Here is a 22,496-nt window from a genome sequence, read left to right on the forward strand (position 1 = left end):
ACCGTGCAGGCCTTCGCCCGCCTTCTCGACTCCCTCGCCTTCCAACCGGCCCGCAACGCCAAGCTGCGGCTGATCGAGACGTACCTGCGCGAGACTCCCGATCCCGATCGTGGCTGGGCGCTGGCGGCACTGACCGGCGGGCTCGATTTTCCGTCGGCCAAGCCCGCGCTGCTGCGCGGCTTCGGCCAGGAGAAGATCGGCGAGGAGCTGTTCGCCCTTTCCTACGACTATGTCGGCGACCTCGCCGAAACGCTGGCGCTGATCTGGGAGACCGATCCGGCGGCCGGTCCGCCTCCGACGCTCGGCGAGGTCGTCGAGACGCTGCAGCGGGCCACGCGCACGCAGACGCCGGCGATCCTCAAGCGCTGGCTGGATGCCCTCGATTCGACCGGCCGCTGGGCCCTCCTGAAACTTCTCACCGGCGCGCTGCGGGTCGGGGTCTCGGCGCGGCTGGCCAAGCAGGCGGTCGCCAATATCGGCGGCCAGCCGGTGGATGCCGTCGAGGAGGTCTGGCACGGGCTGGAAGCCCCCTACCGGCCTCTCTTCGACTGGCTGCTGCAAGGGGCGCCGCGGCCCAGCAGCAATGCGGGGGCGGCCTTCCTGCCGGCCATGCTGGCTAACCCGATCGATCGCGCCGAACTCGATTCGCTCGATCCCGCGCATTTCCGCGCCGAATGGAAGTGGGACGGCATCCGCGTGCAGGTCGCCGCATCCGGCGGATTGAAGCGGCTCTACAGCCGTGCGGGTGAGGACGTGTCGGGAGCCTTTCCCGACATCATAGAAGCGATCGACTTCGACGGCGTGTTCGACGGGGAGCTGCTGGTGCGCCGCGACACCGCGGTGGCGCCGTTCAACGACCTGCAGCAGCGGCTGAACCGCAAGACCGTGACCCCGAAGATGCTGAAAGAGCATCCGGCGCATGTCCGCCTCTACGACGTTTTGTGGCTGGAGGGAGAGGACCTGCGCGGCCTCTCCTTCGACGAGCGCCGCGCCCGCCTCGAAGCCTGGATCGCGCTGAAGGAGCGCCCGCGCTTCGACCTCTCGCCGCTGGTGACCTTCGCCGACTGGGCGGAGCTTGCCGCCAAGCGCGAGGAGATGCGGGCCGACGGCATCGAGGGGCTGATGCTGAAGCGCGGCGACAGCGCCTATCTGTCCGGCCGGCCCAAGGGCCCGTGGTTCAAGTGGAAGCGCGATCCCATGCTCGCGGACTGCGTGATGATGTATGCCCAGCGCGGTCACGGCAAACGCAGCTCCTTCTACTCCGATTTCACCTTCGGGTGCTGGCGCGACGGGGCCGCCGGCGGGCGCGAGCTGGCCCCCGTCGGCAAGGCCTATTTCGGCTTCACCGACGAGGAACTGCGCTGGCTGGACAAATGGGTGCGCGATCACACGACCAACCGGTACGGCCCGGTTCGCGAGGTCGAGCAGAAGCTGGTGCTGGAGATCGCCTTCGACGGCATCGCCCGTTCGACCCGGCATAAATCGGGAGTCGCCATGCGCTTTCCGCGCATCAACCGCATCCGGGCCGACAAACCGGCCGCCGAGGCCGATACGGTCGACAACCTGCTGCGGCTGCTGACCAATTCGGCACCGGATTCGCCCCTTGCAGGGGGTATGTCGCATGCCCATTATCCGGGCGTCACCGTAACCGAAGAGCCATGATCGACCCGTTCGGCCGCCACATCTCCTACCTGCGCGTCTCCGTGACGGATCGCTGCGACTTTCGCTGCGTCTACTGCATGGCCGAGGACATGACCTTCCTGCCCAAGGCGGAGGTGCTGTCGCTCGAGGAGCTGGAGCGGCTGTGCACGGCCTTCATCCGTCGCGGCGTCAAGAAGCTGCGGCTGACGGGCGGCGAGCCGCTGGTGCGCAAGAACGTGATGTCGCTGTTCCGCGGGCTCGGGAAACATCTCGACAGCGGCGCGCTGGAAGAACTCACCCTGACGACCAACGGCAGCCAGCTCGCCAAGTACGCCCAGGAACTGGCCGATATCGGCGTGCGCCGCGTGAACGTGTCGATGGATACGCTCGATCGCGACAAATTCCGCCAGCTCACGCGCTGGGGCGATCTCGACCAGGTAATGCGCGGCCTCGACGCCGCCCAGCGCGCCGGGCTCGCCATCAAGATCAACGCGGTGGCGCTGCGCGGCGTCAACGACGGCGAGTTCGACGAGATGATCCGCTGGAGCCACGGCCGCGGCATGGACCTCGTCCTGATCGAGGTCATGCCGATGGGCGAGATCGGCGACGCAGCCCGGCTCGACCAGTATCTGCCGCTGTCGCTGGCACGCACCGAGATCGCCCGGCACTTCACGCTGACCGAAACCGACTATCGCACCGGCGGCCCCGCGCGTTACTTCCGGGTCGAGGAGACCGGCGGACGGCTGGGCTTCATCACGCCGCTCACCCACAATTTCTGCGAAAGCTGCAACCGCGTGCGCCTCACCTGCACCGGCACGCTCTACATGTGCCTGGGCCAGGAGGATGCCGCCGACCTGCGCGCGCCGCTGCGCGCCTCGGAGAGCGACGACGTACTCGACCGCGCCATCACCGAGGCGATCGCGCGCAAGCCCAAGGGCCACGATTTCATCATCGACCGCCGCCACAGCGGCCCCGCCGTGCCGCGACACATGAGCGTCACCGGCGGCTGAGCGAAGAGCTCACTCCAAGCAAACCGTCGTCTCGACCGGAGCGCCGCAGGCGCGTAGCGGAGAGACCTTAGCTCCACCAAAAGCCATCAAATCGTAGAGAGAAGGTCTCTCCGCTACGCCTCGCTTCGCGAGGCTTCGGTCGAGACGACGGAGTTGCTTTTCAAGCCTCCGGAGTGGCTTGTGAAGCCGCCGTCCGGATCTGCGCCCGCCGCACGGCCTCACGGTGGGAGATGTAGAGGGCGCTGGCGAAGATCACCGCCGCGCCCACGAAGGTCCAGATATCGGGCTTCTGGAAGAACAAGAAATAGCCCAGCATCGTGTTCCAGATGAGCGACAGGAAGCCGATCGGCTGCAGCAGCGTGATGTCGGCCAGCTGATAGCCGCGCTGCTGGCAGATATGCCCGAGCGTGCCGGCCAGTCCCGCCAGCAGGAACCATACGATGTCGCCCCACTGCGGCGTCTGCCAGAACCACAGCGCGAACGGCAGGGCGCAGGCGACGATCACGATGTTCTGCCAGATTACGATCGTGGTCGAGGAATCGGTGCGGGCCAGCGCCTTGGAAATCAGGTTCGAGGCCGAGAAAATAGGTGTCGAGATCAGGACGCAGATGACGCCAAGATGGATGTCGCCAAAGCCCGGCCGGATGATGATCATGGCGCCGATGAAGCCCACGATGACGGCCATCCAGCGTCGCAGGCGCACCTTCTCGGCGAGGAACAGCGCGGCGCCGATGGTGACGAAGATCGGCCCCGTAAACCCCAGCGCGGTGATCTCCGCCAGCGTCGTGAGCGGCAGCGCCACGAACCACAGCATCATGCCCGCGGTATGGATGGCGCCGCGCGAGATGTGCAGCGGCAGGCGCCTGGTGTGGAGCGAGCGGTAGAGGCCTAGGCGCATCACGATCGGCACAAGGAACAGTGCGCCGAAGAAGTAGCGCAGGAAGGCCATCACGTAGGAATTGAGATGCTGCGCCGGGATCAGCGTGAAGACGTTGAGCAGCGCGAACAGGACGCCCGATAAAGCGACCCAGAGGATCCCGCGCAAATTCGGCGGCAGCGCGAGCCAGCGGGCAACGAGGGCGGACACGCAACGACTATGTCACAGGCCCTGCGGCCCCGCACCATCGGCGGTGCGCCGGCTTCCGAGAGGCGAAGTCCGCCTTACTTGGTGAGCGCGTGCAGCGACAGCGTTGCCGGACCGGCTATCGGCGCCGGCTGCTCGCGCAACCGGATCACGCGCTCTACCAGTTCCTCGAGATAGGGGTCGTGGATGCCCAGCGATCGCGCATGCTCAGCCGTGTTCAACAGGTATTCGCGGCAAGCACCGCGGCGGCCCTCGGCGAAGGCGATGTGGTAAGCGGCCCGCTCGATCGGCAGGTCGCCGCAATACTGGCAATGCCCTGTCTCGACGACGAAGGTCACGGCGCTGACGGTGCGCCCGTCCCGCAGCTTCGTCGGCACCCAGCGCGGCTTGTAGACTCCTGCCAGCATCTCGCGGTTCCACAGCAGGCCAAGTTCCTGGCGCACCAGTTCGGGCGACAGGCGGTAGGCAATGCCCTCGCATTCTCCACCATCCGCCAGCGCCAGCATCAGGCCCGGCAGTTCGGGCGTGCCCCGGCCCATCGGCGTCCAGAAGCAGAAGGACCGGCGCCAGCCCTCCACCCGGCAGGGCTGGACCTCGGCATAGTCGAGGGCCGGATTCCACATCAGCGAGCCGTAGGCGAAGACCCAGGTCTCTTCCCCCGGCGGGCGGTTGAGCAACGCCTCGTTGAGGCTGGCCTCGCGCTCCGGCGACGACAGGAAGAAGTCGTAGCCGGCGGCTCGGGCGTCGGCCACGATCTGGTCGATCCGTTCCGACGTCAGGTCCTCGCGTGTCAGCAACCGCAGGGCCTCAGGTGCCGTAGACGATGGACATGGTCTCGGCGACGCAGGCCGGACGCTCCTGGCCCTCGATCTCGATGGTGACCTGGTTGGTCAGGCGGACACCGCCTTTGTCCATCGGATCGGCCGCGATCAGCTTGGCGCGCGCCCGCACCTTCGAGCCGGCCGGGACCGGGCTGGTGAAGCGCACCTTGTTGCAGCCGTAGTTGATGCCGTTGCGCACGTTGTTGATGTGCGAAATCTGATGAGAGAGCATCGGGATCAGCGAGAGGGTCAGGAACCCATGGGCGATGGTCTTGCCGCCCGGCATGTCCTTCTTGGCGCGCTCGACGTCGACATGGATCCACTGATGGTCGCCCGTCGCGTCGGCGAAGAGGTTGATGCGCTCCTGCGTGATCTCGACCCAGTCGCTTACGCCGATTTCCTCCCCCACGTGCTTCTGCATCTCGCTGGGATGGGCGAATTCTCGCTTTGCCATTTACCGCCTCTGTTTCATTAATTTCGCATCAACTGCAATATCGACTCGGAACGCATGCGTTCCGGCGCAGCGCTTCCCACCGCGTTTGTATCGTCGCGGCCTTTTGCTCATCATGCCACTCACAAGAATGCACAGGAGGAGACCCCCATATGGCGTACGAGACCGTCCTCTATGACGTCGCCGATCGCGTCTGCACGATCACGCTCAACCGCCCCGACAGGCTCAATGCCTGGACGCGGCAGATGCACCTCGACCTCAAGGAGGCCATGCACGAGGCTGGCGCCGATCCGGAAGTGCGCGCCATCATCCTGACCGGTGCCGGTCGCGGCTTCTGCGCCGGAGCCGACATGGGCGGCCTGCAGGCGATCGGCTCGGGGGCCTCGGCCGACCGGTCGACCAAGGCCCAGGACGGGCTGCCCGGCGGCAGCACCCTGCCCGAGTTCAGGATGAACTACTCTTATTTCCCGGCGATCCCGAAATTCATCATCGCCGCGATCAACGGGCCGGCGGCGGGTCTCGGCATGGTCATCCCGCTCTATGCCGACCTGCGTTTCGCGGGCGAATCGGCGGTCTTCACCACCGCCTTCGCCCAGCGTGGCCTGATCGCCGAGCACGGGGTCAGCTGGCTGCTGCCACGGCTGGTCGGCCTGCCGACGGCGCTCGACCTGCTCTGCTCGGCGCGCAAGTTCCGCGCGCCCGAGGCGCTGGCGATGGGCCTCGTGAACCGGGTCATTCCCGACGACAAGCTGCTGGCCGAGGCCCGCGCCTACGCGACCCTGCTCGCCAACACGGTCTCGCCGCGCTCGGTGGCGGTGATGAAGCGGCAGCTCTGGGAGGCCCAGTTCCAGACCCTGGCCGAGGCCACGGTCCAGGCAAATCACGAAATGGAACTGTCCTTTCAGACCTCCGACTTCAAGGAAGGCGTCGCCCACTATCTCGAGAAGCGGGCCGCGAGGTTTACCGGCAGGTAGGCCCCTACACCTTCTCCGTTTGCCCGGCCTTCGGCTGCCAGGTCATGAGACGACGCTCGACGGTTCCCACCAGGCTGTCGAGCGCGAGGGCGCAGGCCGTGAGGACCAGGATGCCGGCGAACACGGTGTTGATGTCGAACGTACCTTCGGCCTGGAGGATCAGGTAGCCGACGCCCATCGACGAACCGAGATACTCGCCGACCACGGCGCCCACGAAGGCCAGGCCCACCGCGTTGTGCAGGCTCGCGAACACCCAGCTCATGGCGCTGGGCAGGTAGATTGAGCGCAGGAGCTGGCGGTTCGACGCGCCCAGCATGCGGGCGTTGGCGATCAGGTTGGGACTGACCTCGCGCACGCCCTGATAGACGTTGAAGAAAACCACGAAGAAGACGAGCGTGACGCCCAGCGCCACCTTCGACCAGATGCCGAGGCCGAACCAGACCGCGAAGATGGGCGCCAGCACGACGCGCGGCATCGAGTTGAAGCCCTTGATGTAGGGATCCGTGATCGCCGAGGCGGTGGGCGACAGCGCCAGCCACAGACCGATTCCCAGCCCCGAGGCCGCGCCGATCACGAAGCCCAGCGCCGTCTCGAGCAGGGTGATGCCAAGATGGGGAAAGATCTCCCCGCTCGCGAACCAGTCGACGATCACCCAGAGCACCTTCTGCGGCTCGCCGAAGAAGAAGGCCGCCCGGTTGGCCTTGTCGAAATAGAACGGCGGGATCAGCCCCGGCGCCGTCAGGACATACCAGGCCACGATCAGCAGGCCGAGCAGCAGCAGTTGCAGGATCCTGAGCCGCATCTCAGACCGCCTTCTGCTGGGCATAGGCCTTCAGCACCTCTTCCTTCATCGCCGCCCAGATCTCGCGATGGAGGTCGAGGAAGGCCGGCGTCATGCGAATCTCCGACACGTCGCGCGGCCGGGGCAGATCGACCCTGAAGTCGGCGATCGGCCGCGTCGCCGGCCCGGCCGACAGGACCACGACCCTGTCGGAGAGCGCGATCGCCTCCTCGAGATCGTGGGTGATGAAAAGCACCGACTTGCGATCCTCGGCCCACAGCGCCAGCAGCTCGTTCTCCATGAGCTGGCGTGTCTGCACGTCGAGCGCCGAGAAGGGCTCGTCCATCAGCAGGATGTCGGGGCTGAGGATCAGCGTCTGGGCCAGCGCCAGACGCTTGCGCATGCCACCCGACATCTGGTGCGGATAGCGGTCGCCGAAGCCTGCCAGGCCGACGCGGCGCAGCCACGCCTCGCCCTGTCCGACCGCTTCCGCTCGCGGCACGCCGCGGAATTCGAGGCCGGCGATCACATTGTCGATGCCGTTACGCCACGGCATCAGCGCATCGGCCTGGAACATGTAGCCCGCCCGCCGGTTCACGCCACTGCCCGCCAGCAGTCTCTCGCCGAACACTTCGACCGTGCCGAACGACGGCTCCAGCAGTCCCGCCGCGACGTTGAGCAGGGTCGACTTGCCGCAGCCGGTCGGACCGACCACCGACACGAACTCGCCACGCGCGACGTTCAGCGTGGCGTTGGCCACCGCGGTGTAGGCCTGGCTCGCATCATCGCGGGCAGCGAAGCGACAGGTGATCTCGGCCAGCGCGAGCGCCGGCACTTCCTTCGTCATTGTCACTTCAGGCTAGCTGCGCTTGGCGGCACGTTGGGCGAACTCGTTGTTCCACGTGTCGGCGAGCTTCACCGAGCCGGCCTTGATGGCGGGATCGCTCTCGACCAGGAACTTGAGACAATTCTCCATCGCACCGGCGGGCATGGTGCCATCGGGCGAGATCGTCTCGCGGACGCCCGCGAACGACTTCTCGTACACCGCCCGGTCGCCCAGCAGGTAGCCCTCGGGCACGGCATTGGCGACATCGGCCGGCGAGGCGGTCTGCAGCCACTGGTTGGCGCGCACGATGCCGGTGGCCAGCGCTTGAGTGGTGCCGGGGTTCTTCTTGATGAAATCGGATTGCGAATAGAGGCTGGCCGCCGGAAACGGGCCGCCGAACACTTCCTGGTTGCCCTTGGTCGTGCGCGTGTCGACGACGACCTTCACCAGGTTCTTGTCGGTCAGGATGGTGAGCGCGGGATCGGTCTGGGACACGCCGTCGACCTCGCCCTTCTCGACCGCGGCGATGACCGAAGCGCCGGCTCCGACGCCGATCGCCACCACGTCGCTCGCCTTCAAGCCGCCTTTGGCCGCCCAGAAATTCAGCAGCATGTGGGTCGAGGAACCGGGTGCCGTGACGCCGAATTTCATGCCCTTGATGTCGGCCGGCCCCTTCACCCTGGCCGCCACGTCGTTGCGCAGCGCGATGCAGATCTGCATGCCGCGGCCGATCAGGGCGAAGCCGGTCACATCCTGGCCGCGCTGCTGCATGCGGATCGTGTGCTCATAGGCGCCGGCGACTACGTCGGCGCTGCCGCCCATCAGGGCCTGCAGCGACTTGGCGCCGCCCTGGAAGTCGTTGATCTCGACGTCGATGCCGGCTTCCTTGAAGAAGCCCTTGCGCTCGGCGATCGTCAGCGAAAGATAATAGAGCGCGGACTTGCCGCCCACGGCCAGGATGACCTTGCTCTTTTCGGGCTTGGCCTGGGCCCGCGCGACATGGGGCGCCGCCAGCATCATCGGGGCGGCCGCCAGCAAGGTCCGGCGCCGCATCTGCAGCTTGGTCATCGTTTCCTCCGCGACAGGCTTGTTTTCCGGCAGCTTGCCGCAAGCCAACCGTCGCGGCAACCGACCAGCGGAGGATGTCAGAACATACCGTTCGGATTGGCGGCCTTTTCGGGCACGATCTGCAACACGTCCCAGTGCTCGACGATCTTGCCCTCGTCATCGAGGCGGAAGATGTCGATGCCAACCCAGACGTGATCGCCGGGCCAGTCCTGCCGGCAATGCAGCACGACGAGATCGCCTTCGGCGATCACCCGCCTGAACTCGACGCTCTTGCCGGGATATTCCCGGGCGGCTTCTTCGAAATAGTCGATGAAGCCCTGCTTCCCGCTCGCGACCCCGGGATTGTGCTGGATATAGTCGGCGCCGACATAGCGCTCGACCGCCTCGCGCGGACGACACTGATTGAACATCAGGTCGTAGAACTCAGTGACCGTCCGCTTGTTGCGCTCGAGCCGGTCGTCCACCGCGAACTCCCGCCTACTTGAATTTACGCTCCTGCCACCACGGGAAGTAGGACGGCATGCCGTCGCTCACCTTCATGGGGAAGCGGGCCGGACGCTTCTCGAGGAAGGCGGTCACGCCCTCCTTGACGTCGTCGGACTTGCCGCGGGAATAGATGCCCTTGGAGTCGACCTTGTGCGCTTCCATCGGATGGTCGGCGCCCAGCATCTTCCAGATCATCTGGCGATTGAGCGCCACCGAGACCGGCGCGGTATTGTCAGCGATCTCGCGGGCCAGCGCATAGGCGGCCGGCAGGAGATCGTCGGGCTTGTGGATCGAGCGCACGAGCCGGCCGTTCAGCGCCTCCTCGGCGGAAAAGACGCGACCGGTCATCACCCATTCCAGCGCCTGCTGCGGCCCGACGAGGCGGGGCAAGAACCAGCTCGAGCAGGCTTCCATGACGATGGCGCGGCGCGTGAACACGAAGCCGTAACGCGCCGCCTCCGAGGCGAGGCGGATGTCCATGGCCAGCTGCATCGTGATGCCGACGCCGACCGCCGGTCCATTGCAGGCGGCGATGGTGGGCTTCAGCGATTCGTAGAGGCGCAGCGTGAACAGACCGCCGCCGTCGCGATGGCCGTCGAGGCCGGGATCGACCGGCCCGCGATTTTCGGCATTGAAGGTGTTGGCGCCGCCAGAGAGGTCGGCACCGGCGCAGAAGCCGCGGCCCGCACCGGTGAACACGACCGCGCGCACATCGTCATCGCGATCGGCGCGGTCCATGGCGTCGAGCAGTTCGGAGAGCATCTTGCCGGTGAAGGCATTGAGCTTGTCGGGACGGTTGAGGGTGATGGTGAGGATACCGTCCTTGGTCTCGTACTTGATCTGCTCGTAGTTCACGGGAAGGCCCCTCAGCTCTGGTTGATGAGGACGACACCACCCACGATTAGAGCAATGCCGCCGATCTGCTTGATGCCGAACGGCTCACCGAAAAGGAAGTGGCCGGCCACTGCAACGATCGCATAGGAGAGCGACACGCTGGGAAAAGCCACTGAAACCGGAATCTTTCGCAGTGCGATGATGTAGAGGAAAGCCGCCGAACCGTAGAGTGCCAGGCCCGCGATGGTCGAGGGGCGCAGCAGCTGGCTCACGAAATCGGGCGCGTCCGCACCGGTCTTGAGCAGGATCTGGCCGCCGATCCCTGCCAGAACGCCGATCGCGAGCGCCACGTAGTAGATCGTCATGCTTCAGTTCTCCCTGCGGCGCGGCTCTTGCGAAGGCTCTCGATGCGGCTGGCCGGCCGCCCGCGTATCGACCTTCGGGTGCTCGATGTCGAGCCCTTCCGTGCCCCGCCTGAAGACTTCCCGCACGAGGTATTGCGGCTTGCGGTTCACGGCCAGGAACATACTGCCGAGATATTCGCCGATCATGCCGATCACGACGAGCTGCACACCCGCCAGCACCAGCACCGCGACCATCAGCGACGCCCAACCCTGCGGCGCCCTGTCGGAGAGGATCGCCTCGACGATCGTGATGCCGGCAGCCACCGCGCCCAGGGCGCCGAACACCAGGCCGAGGATCGTCGCAAGCCGGAGCGGCATCACCGAGAAGTTCAGGAACATCGCCAGCCACAGTCGCAGCAGGCGGCGCAGCGTGTAGTTCGAGCGCCCTTCGGCGCGCGGCAGATGGTTGACCTGCAGGCGGCTCACGTTCTGGGTGATCTGGAAGATCAGACCGTCGACATAGGGCGCCGGCCCCTCGTAGCTCGACGTAACCCGCTCGCGCAGGAAGCGCGAGACGCAGCGGAAGCTCGAAAGATAGAGGCCGGGCGGCTTGTCGATCAGCTTGTCGGCGCACCAGTTGGTGAAGCGGCTGCCCAGGTTGCGCCAGGCCGCATGCTTCTTTTCTTCGTAGTAGGTATAGACCGCGTCGTAGTTGCCGTCGCGGGCATGCTCGAACAGGCGGCGGACTTCCTCGGGCGGGTTCTGCAGATCGTCGTCCATGGTGATCGCGTAGGCGCCGCGCGCCCGCGCGAAGCCTGCCATGACCGCATTGTGCTCCCCGAAATTGCGGCTGAGGCTCAGGACGGTCACCGGCGCCCCGGGCTCGGCGGCGAGCTGCTTGCAGACGTCGAGGCTGTTGTCCGGGCTGCCATCGACCACAAGCACGATCTCCAGACCGCCCTCGATCTCGAGCGCGCGCAGTGCCTTCACCAGCTCGCCGACGGTCGCCGCGCCATTGTAGACCGGCACGACGATGGACAGGGCTGGCGACTCTCCGGAATTCTCAAGCATCACGCACCGCTACGATCATGAGGGAACCGCCGAACGGCAGGCTGAGCCCGGCGCCGATGGCGGCGCGCTCGATGGCGAGCGCCGTGGAAAAGATGGCGTCGAGCCAGCGCGGATAGTCACGCACGTCGCTCTCCGCGTCGTCGCGTTCGACCAGCCGGTGGAGGAGCATCAGGGGAAACAGCAGCGTGTTCCAATAGCTCGCATGAAGAATACGGAAGCCCGGCGCGCCGATCAGGGCGCGGGCCTCGCCGCGCGTGAAGCGGCGGGCATTGTGCACGCGCCTGTCGTGAGCCGACAGCATCCAGGAATAAGCGGGCAGATTGAACACGGCGATCGCGCCCGGCCGGAGGCAGCGGTGCGCCTCTTTCAGGGCACGCGCGGGGTCGACGTTGGCGTGACAGAGGACGTCGAGCGACACGTAGGCCCCGATCGTTCCGTCCCCCAGCGGCATTTCGTTGACCGAGCCGGAGAACACGGGTCGTCCCGCCTTGGTCATGGCCATGCCGGCAGCGACGGGATCGTATTCGAGGCCGACGGTCGGCCGGCCCGCGACGTCCGGGCCCAGGACGCGCAACATGCCGCCGGTGCCGCATCCGGCATCGAGGACCGGACCAGAGGCCGCCGACCGCGAGAGCGTCCGGGCAAGCTGGTCGGCGACCAGCCGCCGCAGGCCGCGATACCACCACATACGGTCTTCGACCGCATGCATATGCTCGTACTCGGCCCGTTCCACGAAGCGGCCTCTCCCAGGAAGTCTCCTCTTCCTGTCCGCTTATGATATCTTCGCCCCGCCTTGCCAACCGTTCAGACCAAACCTCCGACCATCCCGCCGCGTGTCGAGCAGCTCCTGCTGGTGTCGCTGTTCGCGCTGCCGGTTCTCTGGCTCGCCGGCTATTTCTTTCCGCCCATCAACCACGACGTCGCCGCCATCCTCGATGTGTCGACACGGTGGATCGGTGGCGAGAAGCTCTATGTCGAGGTCCTCGACGAGAACCTGCCGCTGACCTTCATCGTGCACGGACTGCCGGTGCTGACGGCCAGGCTCCTGCCCGGCACCGTGGCCTTCTGGTTCACGGCCTGGGTGGTGGCCGGCATCTTCGCGTCGTTCTGGGCCTGCCGGCGGCTCATCCGTCTCGTGCCTTCGGCCGACCACGCGCTCACCGAGGCGCTGCTGCCGCCGGTTCTGCTGTTCCTGTTCTCCGTGCTGCCCAACGAGCATTTCGGCCAGCGCGAGCACATCATGTTCGTGGCCTGCGCGCCCTACCTGATCGCCTCTATGGCACGCGCCGAGGGCGTGAACCCGTCGCGCTTCGCCTCGATCCTGGTGGGCCTCGTGGCCGGCGTCGCCCTGGCCATGAAGCCGCACTATCTGGCGATCCCGGCGGCGGTCGAACTCTACCTGCTGGTCCGGCGCGGCGTGCGCCCGACCTTCACCGACCCCATTCCCTGGGCGATCGGCCTGCTCGCGGTCGCGCACCTCGCGCTGATGTACCTCGTGTTCCCGGAGTTCGGGCATTTCGTGCTGCCGCTGGCAGTCGAGGCCTATGCGCCGATCGGCGAGTCGGGCTGGCGCGAGGTTCTGACCAGCAACGTGCTGGGCCCGACCTTGCTGGCGCTGGCGATCTTCGGCCTGCTTGCGGTCGTTTTCACCAAGACCATCGCCGCCCGCGTGCTGGTCGTGTTCGGCGTCGGTGCCGCCCTCTCGGCGATCGGCCAGGCCAAGGGCTGGCCCTACCACGTCCTGCCGGCGCTTTCGGCCGCCATCCTGCTCGCGGCGCTCACCGTCTCGCAGACCGTCGATCGCTACCTGCCGATCAGCCGCAACGCCCACCGCCTGCCGGTGGCGGTGATCTGCGCCACCTTCATGGTGCTGCTCTACTTCCAGGCCGCCCTCTACACGCCGCCCTTCTACAAGCAGCGCCAGTTCGAGGATTCGATCGGCGGCCGCCTGCAGCACATCATCGAGCAGAACGCGCCGAACCGGACGATCCTCGTCCTGTCGCCGGGCATCTACCCGTTCTGGCCCATGATCAATTACCTCGGCGGCCGCATGACCACGCGGTTCCTGACCATGTGGGTCCTGCAGGGCGTCTACGCGACCTGCGACGACTTTCCCGCCCTTTACAATCCGCCCGACACGATGGGCGACTCCGAGAAATTCGTGTTCGACTCGGTGAGCGAGGACTTCGCCCGCGAGCATCCCGACCTGCTGATCGTCGACCGCATCGCCGGCGTGCCGCGCTGCCAGGGCAAGGAATTCGACTACCTCGAATACTTCATGCAGAATCGGGTGTTCGCCGACGCCTTCGAGAACTACGAACACCTGATGGACTTCGACCGCTATCGGATCTACCGGCGGAAGAAAATGAAGAAGTAGGTCTTCATGTCGTCCCGAGCGTCGAAGGACCCAGCGCAACGACCAGCACACTTCATGGCCAGCGCGAGATCCTTCGCTTCGCTCAGGATGACAATCTAGACCTGGCTACTTCTTCCAGGGCGGCGCCAGCGCGACGGCACGTGCCGCTTCGGGGATCTTGTCGGGATCGGGCACTTTGAAGACGCCCGAGGCCACCAGGACGATCTCGCCGCCGCAGACCAGGTCGCAGCTGGCGAAACAGAAGTTGATCGTGCGCCGCGCGATGCGCGCCTTGCCTTCGAGCCACTGTCCCAGTTTGGCGCCGCGCACGAACTCGCTGGTCAGCGAGATGGTCGGATGTGGCCAGAACAGGCCGGTCGAGAAGCCTGAGCCCACGCCCATCACCATGTCGGCGACGGTGACCAGAAGGCCGCCATGGGCCCAGCCCATCGGATTGCCGTGCCGCTTCTCCAGCGGCAGGCCGATCCTGAGCCCGTCTTCTTCCGCCTTGAACCAGAGCGGCCCCACGAGCCCGACGAAATCGTCGGTGACATCGAGCGTGCGGAAGCCTTCCGGTACGGCGGTCATGGATCGAGCCCGTCCTTCGAGGCCGCGAGACGGTCGAGCATCGCGCGCACCACGGGATCGAACGGGGTGGCGCGATGGGTCTCCTCGTTCAGCGAGACCATGATCACCTTCTGAACCGCGGTGCAGTTGCCCTCGCCGTCGAACAGGCCCTGGCCGACAACGCACTTGCGGTCGTGCGCCTCGATCAGGCGGCAGCAGGCCACGGCCGTGCCGGGATAGAACATCTGTCGCTTGAAGTCGGCCTCGATGCGGCCGACGACCAGGCGGAAGCGCGGCAGCCCCGTGCGAACGATCTGACGAAGGTACGCGACGCGCACATTCTCCAGAAGTTCGAGAAAGGCGCCGTTGTTGATGTGCCCGTTGGCGTCGACGTCCGCGAAGCGCAGGTTTTCAGTGGTCGAGAAGCCATAGATGCCGCGGTCGGCAAGATCGAACGCCATGAAGACTAGAACTCCGAGAATTCCAGGGTGAGATGCGCGGCCTCGGACGGCGGGACGACCAGTCGGCCGGAGTCGGGCTTCGTGAACCTGACACCGTTCTTCTTGAGGAGGTCTTCACAGGCCACGAGGCTCTCGACGCGCACCGTGAGCAGCGCGGGATGATCGCCCGTCCGTACCGGCGTGATACCGGGATAGCGCACGGCATAGTCCTTGGGCGTCATGTAGCGGATCGGCTGGGTGCCGGTGTCGACCACCAGCCCTTCGCCCTCGCGCTTGACGGAGCCCGGCCCGAAATACTTTTCGAGTTCGGGAATCCACTTGGCCGGCTGCTCGGCAATCACGGTGACGCCCAGGATGCCGCGCGCGCCGTTCGGATGGCTGGCCCATTCCGGCCGGTAGACGAACTCAGGCGTCTGGTGTTCGCAGACGAAGAAGCCGACGACCGGCATATTGTCCTTCGGGATGCGCACCGTGCGGAACTTGGCGAGTTCCGTCTTGCCGTCCACCTCCACCGCCCGGTCGAAGAAGAGCGGCGCATCGGGATTGAGGCCGGCCGCCTTGAAGGCTTCGTAGGCCACGTCGGCGCCGTCGGTGGCCAGCGCCACATTGGCGAGACCGCCCCCGCCCTTCAGCCATTCGCGCCGCTCGGCGTTGAACTCGGTATCCTCGACGATGCCCAGGATCTCGAAGTAATCGGTGTCGAAGATCATCAGGTGGTTGGCCGTACCGAGCTTCTTGTGGAAGCCGCGCGGCTGGACCTGGAAGCCGAGTTTCCTGTAGGCCGCCTCGGCCGCGTCGATGCCGTCGACCATGACCACTACATGGTCGAGACCCTTCACTGCACGCTTCATACCGGCCTCCTGCGTACCATGTTGACCCCCTTGGAGGTCATGACCAGTTCGCCGTTCTGATTAACCGCGGTCCAATGCTCGTGGATGACGCCCAGGGTCGGGCGGCTCTTGGACGGGACCTTGTTCGCACACTCGACCCAGGCGGTGAGCGTGTCGCCCGGCCGCACGGGCTTCAGCCAGCGCAGCTCGTCGAGGCCCGGAGAGCCCAACGCCGTGCGCTTGTCGACGTAGTTATCGACGAAGAGCCTCATCAGCTTGGCGGCGACATGCCAGCCGGACGCGCAAAGCCCTCCGAAAAGGGAGGATTTGGCGGCTTCGGCATCGACATGAAAGCTCTGCGGGTCGAATTTCTCGGCGAACTCGACGATTTCCTCGGCCGTGAAGCTGGTCGAGCCGAGCGGGTATTTCCGGCCGACTTCGTAGTCTTCCCAGTAGCGGGGCTCTGCGGATTGCATGAGTCGGTCTTCGCAGAGCATGGCCGATCACGCAAGCATGTCCTCCGGCGCGAGCTATGGTAGCTTCGGGTCGGGAAATCCTCGCGCAATGACCGATACCAATCTCCTCCGACGGCTCACGACGATCCTCGCCCTCGACGTGGTGGCGTTCAGCACCATGTCGGCGCGCGACGAAGAGCATGCGCTGGCACTGCTGGCCTCCCGCCTCGATACGGCAGGCACTCTCGTGCGCCAGCATCGCGGGCGTGTTTTCAAGATGACCGGCGACGGGCTGCTGGCGGAATTCGCGAGCCCGGTCGAGGCCGTGCGCGCCGCCCTCGAAATCCAGGAGGCCATGCGCTCGGCCAATGCGGGCTCCACGGCCGACGACCAGCTCACCCTGCGCATCGGCGTCAACCTGGGCGACGTCGTGGAAAGCGGCGACGATCTCATGGGCGATGCGGTGAACGTGGCGGTGCGCCTCGAGTCGATTTCGGAGGTTGGCGGCATCTGCATCTCGTCTTCGGTCTACGAACAGATCGTCGGCAAGCTGATGCTGGGCGCCGAGGATATCGGCGACCAGCACGTCAAGAACATCCCCCGGCCCATCCATGCCTATCGCCTGACCATCGACGGCGCACGGCCCGCCCCCACGGCCCATCCCGCCCATGCGGAAGCCCGATCGATGCCGCGGACGCGGATCCTCCTCGCGGGAGGCGTGGCGATGGTCCTGATCCTGGGTGCGTTGGCCGGGACCTTCTATCTTCGCCATCCCACCCCGTCCCCGCCCTTGCAGGCGGCGGAGCCCAGCTCGGCCGTTCCTGTCGCCCCCCCTCCGGTCGCGCAAACGGCCACAAGCCAGGCCACGCCGGGACCGACGGCGCCGGCCAATCCGCTCCCCTCTGCCGCCCCGCAAACACCGGCCGTGTCCGCCACACCCGCCGCCGCGCCGACGCCGGCCCCGTCCGCAGCGCCCCCGGTCCCGCGTCTCTTCGTGGCCAAGGACGTTCCGTTCGTCCCCGACTATCACTGGCGAGCCCTGCAGAATTACACCGATGCACCGGGGGCCAAGGCCCTGGCCTTGAATGTCCGCGGAATTTTCGTGACGGCGATCGACCGCGTCGATGAAGCGGCGGCCCGGCGCGCCGCGCTCGAAGAGTGCAACAAGAAGGTGGAACGGGAAGTAACGGTCCTTCGCACCTACGACGGCTGCATGCTCTACGCGGTCGAGAACAACGTGGTCTGGTCGTTCCGGCCGCCGCCGATGCCGCCGGCACCTTATGTACCCGCCAGCCGGCCTTCGCCGCCGATTGCATTCGATCCTGCCACGGCCCCTCTTCTCAGTGCCTTGGCGCGCGAACGCCTGCCCGTGCATTACCTCACCAACCGGCACCACCGCGCGCTGGTCATGGGTCACAACCGGTTCGACTGGTGGTCCCCGAGCGAAACCGACGCCGATGCGATCCGCCGCAACCTGCAGATTTGCGGCCATCTCACGGGACGGCCGTGCGTGCTCTACGCGCTGAACAATGAGGTGCTGGTCCGTACGCCGCAGACGATGCGACCCACCGACGTCTTCACGCCACAGGACGTCGGCATCGCCCTCGATGACGCCCAGAGCAAGGCTCTCGAGCAGTATCTGATCGCCAATGACTGGCGCGCCGTCGCGCTGGCGGCGAATGGGCGGATGGGAATCGTGAGCGGCCGGCCCAGTGAGCAGGACGCCACCACCAAGGCCCTGCAGGCCTGCCGGGATGCAGGGGGGGCGGACTGCGCGATCACGGCCATCGGGGCATTCACGGTGGCCCCGCAATAGCCTTCGTCGGAAGAAACTCACGTTCGAGGCGCGGCGCTCGACAGCCGGCCCCTAAGGGGGGCTTGACCGTCGGCCGTCTCCGCTCCTATCCTGCGTCTGCGAGTAAGTCGCAACAGCGGGAAGAAACGGCCGTCAGAGCATGTTCATCTGTATCTGCAAAGCCATTCGCGAGCGCGAAGTCGATGCCGCCGTCCGGGCAGGAGCGCGGCGACCGGCCGACGTCTTCCGCGCCTGTGGCAAGAGTCCCCAATGCGGGACCTGTGCCTGCGACATGCGCGATCGCATAGCCCACGCGATCGCCCATGAACGGTCTGTAGAGCCGACGCTCCTCGCCGCCGACTGATTCCGGCTCCCGAGCTTTCAGCTCGGGCCCTTTCCTTCGCCCATCTGGCTCTGCAGGTAGTTCTGCACGCCCACCTTCTCGATCAGGCCGATCTCGGTCTCGAGGAAGTCGATGTGCTCCTCGGCGTCCTCGAGGATGCTGACGGCGATCTCGCGGCTGACATAGTCCTTCGCCGCCTCACAGGCCGTCACGGCCTCGACCAGCGCCGTGCGTGCGGCGGTCTCGAGCTTGAGGTCGGCATCGAGCGCTTCCGGCACGTTCTCGCCGATCGCGAGCCTGCCCAGGTCCTGGAGGTTCGGCAGGCCGTCGAGCATCAGGATGCGCTCGATGAGCTTGTCGGCGTGCTTCATCTCGCCGATCGACTCCTCGTAGATCTTCTTGCCGAGGCGATCGAAGCCCCAGTGCTTCATCATGCGGGCGTGGAGGAAATACTGGTTGATCGCCGTCAGCTCGTTCTTCAGGAGCTTGTTGAGCTCGGCGATGATCTGCGGGTTGCCCTTCATGGCGAACCTCCTCTTTGAATGAGTCGGCTCTCACAAATACTCACCGATTCCGGGCACGCAACCACAGAGTGAGCGACTGAGAAACGTTCGCTGAAAAAAGCGCGCGATACCCTTTCAAGCTCAGCAAGTGAGAACGACTTGCCCGGAATCTGGCCCTTGCGCGCACGCCCAGAGACCAGACCCGAACCCACACGGCGAATCAGGGCTTTGGGAATTTACAGGAAAAAACGTAGCACCATCGCAACGCGCAACGTCATAAGGTGAGGTGCGTTCATGTCGGACGCCGCCCGCCCGGGACGATCCGGGCCAGCCAGCTAAGGATAGCGTTATGTCCAATTTCACTCTTCCGAAACTCCCCTATGCCGATGACGCGCTTGCGCCGGTGATTTCGGCCAACACCATCTCCTTCCACTACGGCAAGCATCACAAGGCCTATGTCGACAAGCTGAACGAACTCGTCCCCGGCACGGCGTACGAAGGCCTGTCGCTCGAGGACATCATCAAGAAGTCGGCCAAGGACGAGAAGGGCAAGGCGATCTTCAACAACGCCGGCCAGATCTGGAACCACACCTTCTACTGGAACAGCATGGCGCCGAAGGGCGGCGAGCCGACCGGCAAGATCAAGAGCGCGCTCGACGACAGCTTTGGCGGCCTCGATGCCTTCAAGGCGGCCTTCAAGGCGGCGGCCGTCGGGCAGTTCGGCAGCGGCTGGGCCTGGCTCGTGAAGGGCGCGGACGGCAAGCTCAAGATCGAGACGACCGCCAACGCCGATACCCCGATCGCCCATGGCGGCACCCCGCTCCTCGTCGCCGACGTGTGGGAGCACGCCTACTACCTCGACTTCCAGAACCGCCGGCCGGACCACGTCCAGGCCTGGCTCGACAAGCTCGCGAACTGGTCGTTCGCCGAGGCAAACCTAGGCTAAGGAGCATTCAATGTTGGGCACCATTCTTCTGATCGTCCTGATCCTCATTCTGATCGGGGCGCTTCCGACCTGGCCGCACAGCAGCGGCTGGGGTTACTATCCGAGCGGTGGTATCGGACTGGTGCTCATCATCGTCGTAATCCTGCTGTTGATGGGACGCATCTAGCGCCCCAGCCGGCAGTCCAAGGGGCGCCTTCGGGCGCCCCTTCTATTTTGCACCGGAATTACGCTCAGTATCCGCCCGACTCAGTGGCCGACTCAGTATCTGAACGTGAGGTTGATCGAGCCGAACTGCGTGATGCGATCGCGCTCGTAGAACTCCGGCGTGCGCAGGATCTGGGTGTAGGAAATCCGCATGCCACGCCACAGAACGGCAAGCCCCGCCTGCACCTCGCCGACGAACGGACGATGCGATACCCGCTGACTGTACCCGTCGGTGTTTCCATCCAGGAAGATGTTGCGGGCAACCGCCTGCCCGTCGAAGCCCGCGAACAGATACCAGCCGAAGCTTCCGTCGCCGATGAAGGCGTCCGATCCGGGCAATGCCGGCCGGGCGCGCGTCGGCCCGAAATCGTCCCGCAGGTTCTTGCCGATCCGGGCCGTGCCGCCGACGCTGCCATAGGTGGCGACATTGCCGACCGCCAAAGCCGCGCGCGGGATGAAATCCACCTCCAGCTTGGGATTGTCGATCAGCACGGCGCGGCCGGTGCGCCAGCGCCGCTCGAAGGTGAGCCCGACCGTGGGCTCGTTATGCAGCTGGTTGCCCCAGCCATAGGCAGGCGACACGCCGATCAGCTGATGGAAGTTGTTCTGCACGAACTCGCCGCCCGCGGCCGGCCCGATCACGCCGAGATCGACCTGCAGCGTGTCCAGGCGCGTCGGCTCGTCGATGCCGGTCCGGGAATCGTGGCGCTTGTAGGTGTACTGCAACGCGAAGCTCGCATAGAGCCAGGCCGCGTAGGGCCTGTCGTTGTAGATCGGGTTCGACACATAGGTGTTCTCCGGCGTGTAGAGGTTCTGGCCGGCGGAGATGGCGATACGGCGGATGACCGAATCGGCCGCGGGCTCGCCCAGGAACGTCGGGATGGTCGTCATGGCCACGATGCCGTGCGGCATCTCGGTGATCGCGGGCGACAACCAACCTATCCTGACGCCGCTGGTGTAGTCGCGATCCGACCTGCCGAAGCGGTTGAAGACGTCGTTCTCGACCTGGAACGTGTAGATATTCCGCTGCTCGTCCTCGGTGGCTGAAGGCCGGGGCGGCGGCTTGACCTCGTCGGGCGACTGGGCCCCTGCCGAAGCACACAAGGCGAAAAAGGCTGCCATCGCCACGGCGACGGTCTTGGCGTGGCGATGATGCATTCCGGCTGGAACGCACGCCTTCCCGGCAGGTTGCCCGGCTAGCGAACGTTAACGGCGGCCGCGCGGTCCCACAGGTCGCGGCGCCACGCTACTGCGATCGCCAGCGTGAAGAAGATGCCCAGCACGCTGTAGAGGGTCCCGGTGGCGGCAAAGCCGGTCCACTCGACCAGCGGGCCCGAAAGCAGCAGCCCGAGCGGCATGCCGTAGACGGCCAGCATGCGCACGCCCATGACGCAGCCGCGCAAGGCGGGATGGGTAACGCGGAGCAGGATCACCGACATCGGGATCATGCAAAAGCTCTGGAAGAGCCCCGACCCGAACAGGACGATCTCCCCCATCAATGGGGTCGTGAGCCAGGAAAAGACCAGGTTGAGCGACATCCAGACGAGCGTGCAGACAATCATGGTGCGCGCCGGCCGGATATGGGCGCCGTACAGCGACACCAGGATCGAGCCGGTGAGCGCGCCGCCGGCAAAGCTGGCGATCAGCCAGCCGAGGCCGGTCTGATCCAGCCGGTAGATGTCCTTGGCCACATAGGCGAGCAGCGAGCCGGTCAACGGATAGGCCGCGAAGTTCACCAGGAAGGCCAGCAACATCACCGCGCGGACGACCGGCGTCGACCAGACATAGGTGAAGCCCTGCCGCAACGCCCCGAACGCCGACGGCATGACCTCGCCGTCGCCCAGGATGCGTAGCCGCCGCGTGCCCACGCCCAGGGTCAGCGCCAGACACACGGCATAGACGCCGCAGACCGCGACGTAGGCCAGGCCCGAGCCGAGGGCAGCGACCAGCCCGGCGCCCGTGAGAGCGCCCACGATACGGGCGGAATCCGCGGTCGTCCGCGACACGCCCATGGCTCGCATCAGATAGTCGGCCGGCATGGTCTCGCCGACCAGGAGGTTGCGCAGGGTGATGTCCGAGGGGCGCACCAGCCCCATGATCGTGGCCAGCAGGAAGACCGGCAGGGGCGCCGCCAGGCCGCTCAGGAACAGCACCGCGAGGCAGCTCGCCAGGACGAGATAGGCCGTCCGCATGAGAAGTAGGACGTTGCGGTTGCCGATGCGGTCGCCCGCCATGCCGAACAGGGGAGAAATCAGCGTGCCGAGGAACTGCAGCGAGCCGAAGACGGCCAGCGCCAGGACCGAGCCGGTCGACACCAGCACGAACCAGCCCAGGATCACGGTTTCCATCTCGAACGCCCAGGAGGCGAGAAGGTCGGCCGGCCACTGGAACCGGAAGCTCCGGATCTGGAAAGGCGCCAGGGCGGGCGCACGTGCGATGAGACTCAATTCCTGTTCGTTCCCTCACCCTGCGCCTTCGTCGGAGACGCTTCGGGTAAGCTCAAGCTGCGCTTCCACGGCATCGACTGCAATAATCGGCTGGGCATGGCGCATCCGCACTAATGGCTGGGCTCAGTGCCCTACAAAACCCTAATTCTAGTGGCCCTATTACGCACCCAAACTGAGAATATAAGTCGCGCCCCGTTG

The 22,496-nt window shown here is 65.9% G+C and carries 26 protein-coding genes; 8 read left to right on the top strand and 18 right to left on the bottom strand.

The annotated features are described in order from the left end of the window. The first annotated feature begins 3 nt into the window (after positions 1 to 3). Together ACP15H_RS13685 and moaA are read left to right on the top strand one after the other, a co-directional pair. Entirely contained in the window at positions 4 to 1,662 is a 1,659-nt protein-coding gene (locus ACP15H_RS13685) for a cisplatin damage response ATP-dependent DNA ligase (protein ID WP_425066734.1), read from the top strand. Next, entirely contained in the window at positions 1,659 to 2,651 is a 993-nt protein-coding gene (gene moaA, locus ACP15H_RS13690) for a GTP 3',8-cyclase MoaA (protein ID WP_425066735.1), read from the top strand. Before ACP15H_RS13685 ends, moaA begins: the two co-directional genes overlap by 4 nt. Before the next feature lie 160 nt (positions 2,652 to 2,811). Here the strand turns inward: moaA and ACP15H_RS13695 are convergent, their stop codons facing one another. The 3 genes from ACP15H_RS13695 to ACP15H_RS13705 form a co-directional block, all read right to left on the bottom strand. Continuing rightward, on the bottom strand, positions 2,812 to 3,738 hold the full coding sequence (locus ACP15H_RS13695) for a DMT family transporter (protein ID WP_425066736.1): 927 nt from the start codon (positions 3,736 to 3,738) through the stop codon (positions 2,812 to 2,814). 74 nt (positions 3,739 to 3,812) lie between these two features. After that, positions 3,813 to 4,532: a gamma-glutamylcyclotransferase gene (locus ACP15H_RS13700; protein WP_425066737.1), complete on the bottom strand. Its 720-nt coding sequence runs from the start codon at positions 4,530 to 4,532 to the stop codon at positions 3,813 to 3,815. Between the two features lie 10 nt (positions 4,533 to 4,542). After that, positions 4,543 to 5,010, bottom strand: a complete 468-nt coding sequence (locus ACP15H_RS13705; RefSeq protein WP_425066738.1) for a MaoC family dehydratase — start codon at positions 5,008 to 5,010, stop codon at positions 4,543 to 4,545. Between the two features lie 149 nt (positions 5,011 to 5,159). Between ACP15H_RS13705 and ACP15H_RS13710 the strand changes: the two genes are divergently transcribed. Then, positions 5,160 to 5,981 carry an enoyl-CoA hydratase gene (locus ACP15H_RS13710; protein WP_425066739.1) on the top strand — a complete coding sequence of 274 codons (822 nt, stop codon included), beginning with the start codon at positions 5,160 to 5,162 and terminating at the stop codon, positions 5,979 to 5,981. Between the two features lie 4 nt (positions 5,982 to 5,985). On the opposite strand, the gene ACP15H_RS13715 is transcribed toward ACP15H_RS13710, so the two are convergent. From ACP15H_RS13715 to ACP15H_RS13750, 8 genes are all read right to left on the bottom strand, one after another. After that, the gene (locus ACP15H_RS13715; RefSeq protein ID WP_425066740.1) at positions 5,986 to 6,783 is read right to left on the bottom strand and encodes an ABC transporter permease; all 798 of its coding nucleotides are present in this window, start codon (positions 6,781 to 6,783) and stop codon (positions 5,986 to 5,988) included. A gap of 1 nt (position 6,784) precedes the next feature. Continuing rightward, the gene (locus ACP15H_RS13720; protein WP_425066741.1) at positions 6,785 to 7,609 is read right to left on the bottom strand and encodes an ABC transporter ATP-binding protein; all 825 of its coding nucleotides are present in this window, start codon (positions 7,607 to 7,609) and stop codon (positions 6,785 to 6,787) included. Between the two features lie 12 nt (positions 7,610 to 7,621). Beyond that, positions 7,622 to 8,656 carry an ABC transporter substrate-binding protein gene (locus tag ACP15H_RS13725; protein WP_425066742.1) on the bottom strand — a complete coding sequence of 345 codons (1,035 nt, stop codon included), beginning with the start codon at positions 8,654 to 8,656 and terminating at the stop codon, positions 7,622 to 7,624. A 77-nt stretch (positions 8,657 to 8,733) separates the two neighbouring features. Next, positions 8,734 to 9,120, bottom strand: coding sequence for a nuclear transport factor 2 family protein (locus ACP15H_RS13730; protein ID WP_425066743.1), 387 nt, complete (start codon positions 9,118 to 9,120; stop codon positions 8,734 to 8,736). A 13-nt stretch (positions 9,121 to 9,133) separates the two neighbouring features. Then, positions 9,134 to 9,997 (bottom strand): crotonase/enoyl-CoA hydratase family protein, encoded by an 864-nt coding sequence (locus ACP15H_RS13735; protein ID WP_425066744.1) that lies wholly within the window; start codon positions 9,995 to 9,997, stop codon positions 9,134 to 9,136. Between the two features lie 11 nt (positions 9,998 to 10,008). After that, positions 10,009 to 10,341, bottom strand: a complete 333-nt coding sequence (locus ACP15H_RS13740; protein WP_425066745.1) for a DMT family transporter — start codon at positions 10,339 to 10,341, stop codon at positions 10,009 to 10,011. Positions 10,342 to 10,344: 3 nt separating this feature from the next. Continuing rightward, positions 10,345 to 11,391: a glycosyltransferase gene (locus tag ACP15H_RS13745; protein ID WP_425066746.1), complete on the bottom strand. Its 1,047-nt coding sequence runs from the start codon at positions 11,389 to 11,391 to the stop codon at positions 10,345 to 10,347. Continuing rightward, positions 11,384 to 12,124, bottom strand: a complete 741-nt coding sequence (locus ACP15H_RS13750; protein ID WP_425066747.1) for a class I SAM-dependent methyltransferase — start codon at positions 12,122 to 12,124, stop codon at positions 11,384 to 11,386. The genes ACP15H_RS13745 and ACP15H_RS13750 overlap by 8 nt, the downstream gene beginning before the upstream one ends. 60 nt (positions 12,125 to 12,184) lie before the next feature. Between ACP15H_RS13750 and ACP15H_RS13755 the strand changes: the two genes are divergently transcribed. Then, positions 12,185 to 13,768 carry a hypothetical protein gene (locus tag ACP15H_RS13755; protein ID WP_425066748.1) on the top strand — a complete coding sequence of 528 codons (1,584 nt, stop codon included), beginning with the start codon at positions 12,185 to 12,187 and terminating at the stop codon, positions 13,766 to 13,768. Positions 13,769 to 13,873: 105 nt separating this feature from the next. On the opposite strand, the gene ACP15H_RS13760 is transcribed toward ACP15H_RS13755, so the two are convergent. From ACP15H_RS13760 to ACP15H_RS13775, 4 genes are read right to left on the bottom strand one after another with little or no spacing between them, the layout of a single operon-like run. Beyond that, complete coding sequence (locus ACP15H_RS13760; RefSeq protein ID WP_425066749.1) at positions 13,874 to 14,335, bottom strand: PaaI family thioesterase; 462 nt, start codon at positions 14,333 to 14,335, stop codon at positions 13,874 to 13,876. Then, positions 14,332 to 14,775, bottom strand: coding sequence for an acyl-CoA thioesterase (locus ACP15H_RS13765; RefSeq protein WP_422029389.1), 444 nt, complete (start codon positions 14,773 to 14,775; stop codon positions 14,332 to 14,334). Before ACP15H_RS13765 ends, ACP15H_RS13760 begins: the two co-directional genes overlap by 4 nt. Before the next feature lie 5 nt (positions 14,776 to 14,780). Then, positions 14,781 to 15,626: a VOC family protein gene (locus tag ACP15H_RS13770; protein ID WP_425066750.1), complete on the bottom strand. Its 846-nt coding sequence runs from the start codon at positions 15,624 to 15,626 to the stop codon at positions 14,781 to 14,783. Continuing rightward, a complete protein-coding gene (locus ACP15H_RS13775) occupies positions 15,623 to 16,081 on the bottom strand; it encodes a MaoC family dehydratase (protein WP_425066751.1) in 459 nt (152 codons plus the stop codon). The genes ACP15H_RS13770 and ACP15H_RS13775 overlap by 4 nt, the downstream gene beginning before the upstream one ends. An 88-nt stretch (positions 16,082 to 16,169) precedes the next feature. On the opposite strand from ACP15H_RS13775, the gene ACP15H_RS13780 reads away from it, so the two are divergent. Continuing rightward, positions 16,170 to 17,876, top strand: a complete 1,707-nt coding sequence (locus ACP15H_RS13780; protein ID WP_425066752.1) for an adenylate/guanylate cyclase domain-containing protein — start codon at positions 16,170 to 16,172, stop codon at positions 17,874 to 17,876. Between the two features lie 139 nt (positions 17,877 to 18,015). Beyond that, a complete protein-coding gene (locus tag ACP15H_RS13785) occupies positions 18,016 to 18,219 on the top strand; it encodes a (2Fe-2S)-binding protein (protein WP_422012331.1) in 204 nt (67 codons plus the stop codon). Between the two features lie 17 nt (positions 18,220 to 18,236). Here ACP15H_RS13785 and bfr read toward each other — a convergent pair whose 3' ends face one another. Continuing rightward, on the bottom strand, positions 18,237 to 18,722 hold the full coding sequence (gene bfr / locus ACP15H_RS13790) for a bacterioferritin (RefSeq protein WP_422012329.1): 486 nt from the start codon (positions 18,720 to 18,722) through the stop codon (positions 18,237 to 18,239). Positions 18,723 to 19,050: 328 nt separating this feature from the next. Here bfr and ACP15H_RS13795 point away from each other — a divergent pair, with 328 nt between their 5' ends. Further along, positions 19,051 to 19,647, top strand: coding sequence for a superoxide dismutase (locus tag ACP15H_RS13795; RefSeq protein WP_425066753.1), 597 nt, complete (start codon positions 19,051 to 19,053; stop codon positions 19,645 to 19,647). 10 nt (positions 19,648 to 19,657) lie between these two features. Continuing rightward, complete coding sequence (locus ACP15H_RS13800) at positions 19,658 to 19,813, top strand: DUF3309 family protein (protein WP_425066754.1); 156 nt, start codon at positions 19,658 to 19,660, stop codon at positions 19,811 to 19,813. Positions 19,814 to 19,905: 92 nt separating this feature from the next. Here ACP15H_RS13800 and ACP15H_RS13805 read toward each other — a convergent pair whose 3' ends face one another. Further along, the gene (locus ACP15H_RS13805; protein ID WP_425066755.1) at positions 19,906 to 21,009 is read right to left on the bottom strand and encodes a lipid A deacylase LpxR family protein; all 1,104 of its coding nucleotides are present in this window, start codon (positions 21,007 to 21,009) and stop codon (positions 19,906 to 19,908) included. A gap of 38 nt (positions 21,010 to 21,047) precedes the next feature. Continuing rightward, positions 21,048 to 22,298 (bottom strand): MFS transporter, encoded by a 1,251-nt coding sequence (locus ACP15H_RS13810; protein ID WP_425066756.1) that lies wholly within the window; start codon positions 22,296 to 22,298, stop codon positions 21,048 to 21,050. Positions 22,299 to 22,496 lie beyond the last annotated feature (198 nt).

The organism is Reyranella sp., assembly GCF_965249915.1.
Lineage (GTDB): Bacteria > Pseudomonadota > Alphaproteobacteria > Reyranellales > Reyranellaceae > Reyranella.

What these genes read in the sequence shown, in the direction of transcription:
- ACP15H_RS13805 (WP_425066755.1), bottom strand. Translation starts at nt 21,009, where the DNA reads ATGCATCATCGCCACGCCAAGACCGTCGCCGTGGCGATGGCAGCCTTT.
- bfr (WP_422012329.1), bottom strand. Translation starts at nt 18,722, where the DNA reads ATGAAGGGCAACCCGCAGATCATCGCCGAGCTCAACAAGCTCCTGAAG.
- ACP15H_RS13765 (WP_422029389.1), bottom strand. Translation starts at nt 14,775, where the DNA reads ATGGCGTTCGATCTTGCCGACCGCGGCATCTATGGCTTCTCGACCACT.
- ACP15H_RS13745 (WP_425066746.1), bottom strand. Translation starts at nt 11,391, where the DNA reads ATGCTTGAGAATTCCGGAGAGTCGCCAGCCCTGTCCATCGTCGTGCCG.
- ACP15H_RS13795 (WP_425066753.1), top strand. Translation starts at nt 19,051, where the DNA reads ATGTCCAATTTCACTCTTCCGAAACTCCCCTATGCCGATGACGCGCTT.
- ACP15H_RS13785 (WP_422012331.1), top strand. Translation starts at nt 18,016, where the DNA reads ATGTTCATCTGTATCTGCAAAGCCATTCGCGAGCGCGAAGTCGATGCC.
- ACP15H_RS13760 (WP_425066749.1), bottom strand. Translation starts at nt 14,335, where the DNA reads ATGACCGCCGTACCGGAAGGCTTCCGCACGCTCGATGTCACCGACGAT.
- ACP15H_RS13770 (WP_425066750.1), bottom strand. Translation starts at nt 15,626, where the DNA reads ATGAAGCGTGCAGTGAAGGGTCTCGACCATGTAGTGGTCATGGTCGAC.
- ACP15H_RS13725 (WP_425066742.1), bottom strand. Translation starts at nt 8,656, where the DNA reads ATGACCAAGCTGCAGATGCGGCGCCGGACCTTGCTGGCGGCCGCCCCG.
- ACP15H_RS13740 (WP_425066745.1), bottom strand. Translation starts at nt 10,341, where the DNA reads ATGACGATCTACTACGTGGCGCTCGCGATCGGCGTTCTGGCAGGGATC.
- ACP15H_RS13705 (WP_425066738.1), bottom strand. Translation starts at nt 5,010, where the DNA reads ATGGCAAAGCGAGAATTCGCCCATCCCAGCGAGATGCAGAAGCACGTG.
- moaA (WP_425066735.1), top strand. Translation starts at nt 1,659, where the DNA reads ATGATCGACCCGTTCGGCCGCCACATCTCCTACCTGCGCGTCTCCGTG.
- ACP15H_RS13780 (WP_425066752.1), top strand. Translation starts at nt 16,170, where the DNA reads ATGACCGATACCAATCTCCTCCGACGGCTCACGACGATCCTCGCCCTC.
- ACP15H_RS13710 (WP_425066739.1), top strand. Translation starts at nt 5,160, where the DNA reads ATGGCGTACGAGACCGTCCTCTATGACGTCGCCGATCGCGTCTGCACG.
- ACP15H_RS13800 (WP_425066754.1), top strand. Translation starts at nt 19,658, where the DNA reads ATGTTGGGCACCATTCTTCTGATCGTCCTGATCCTCATTCTGATCGGG.
- ACP15H_RS13715 (WP_425066740.1), bottom strand. Translation starts at nt 6,783, where the DNA reads ATGCGGCTCAGGATCCTGCAACTGCTGCTGCTCGGCCTGCTGATCGTG.
- ACP15H_RS13720 (WP_425066741.1), bottom strand. Translation starts at nt 7,609, where the DNA reads ATGACGAAGGAAGTGCCGGCGCTCGCGCTGGCCGAGATCACCTGTCGC.
- ACP15H_RS13775 (WP_425066751.1), bottom strand. Translation starts at nt 16,081, where the DNA reads ATGCAATCCGCAGAGCCCCGCTACTGGGAAGACTACGAAGTCGGCCGG.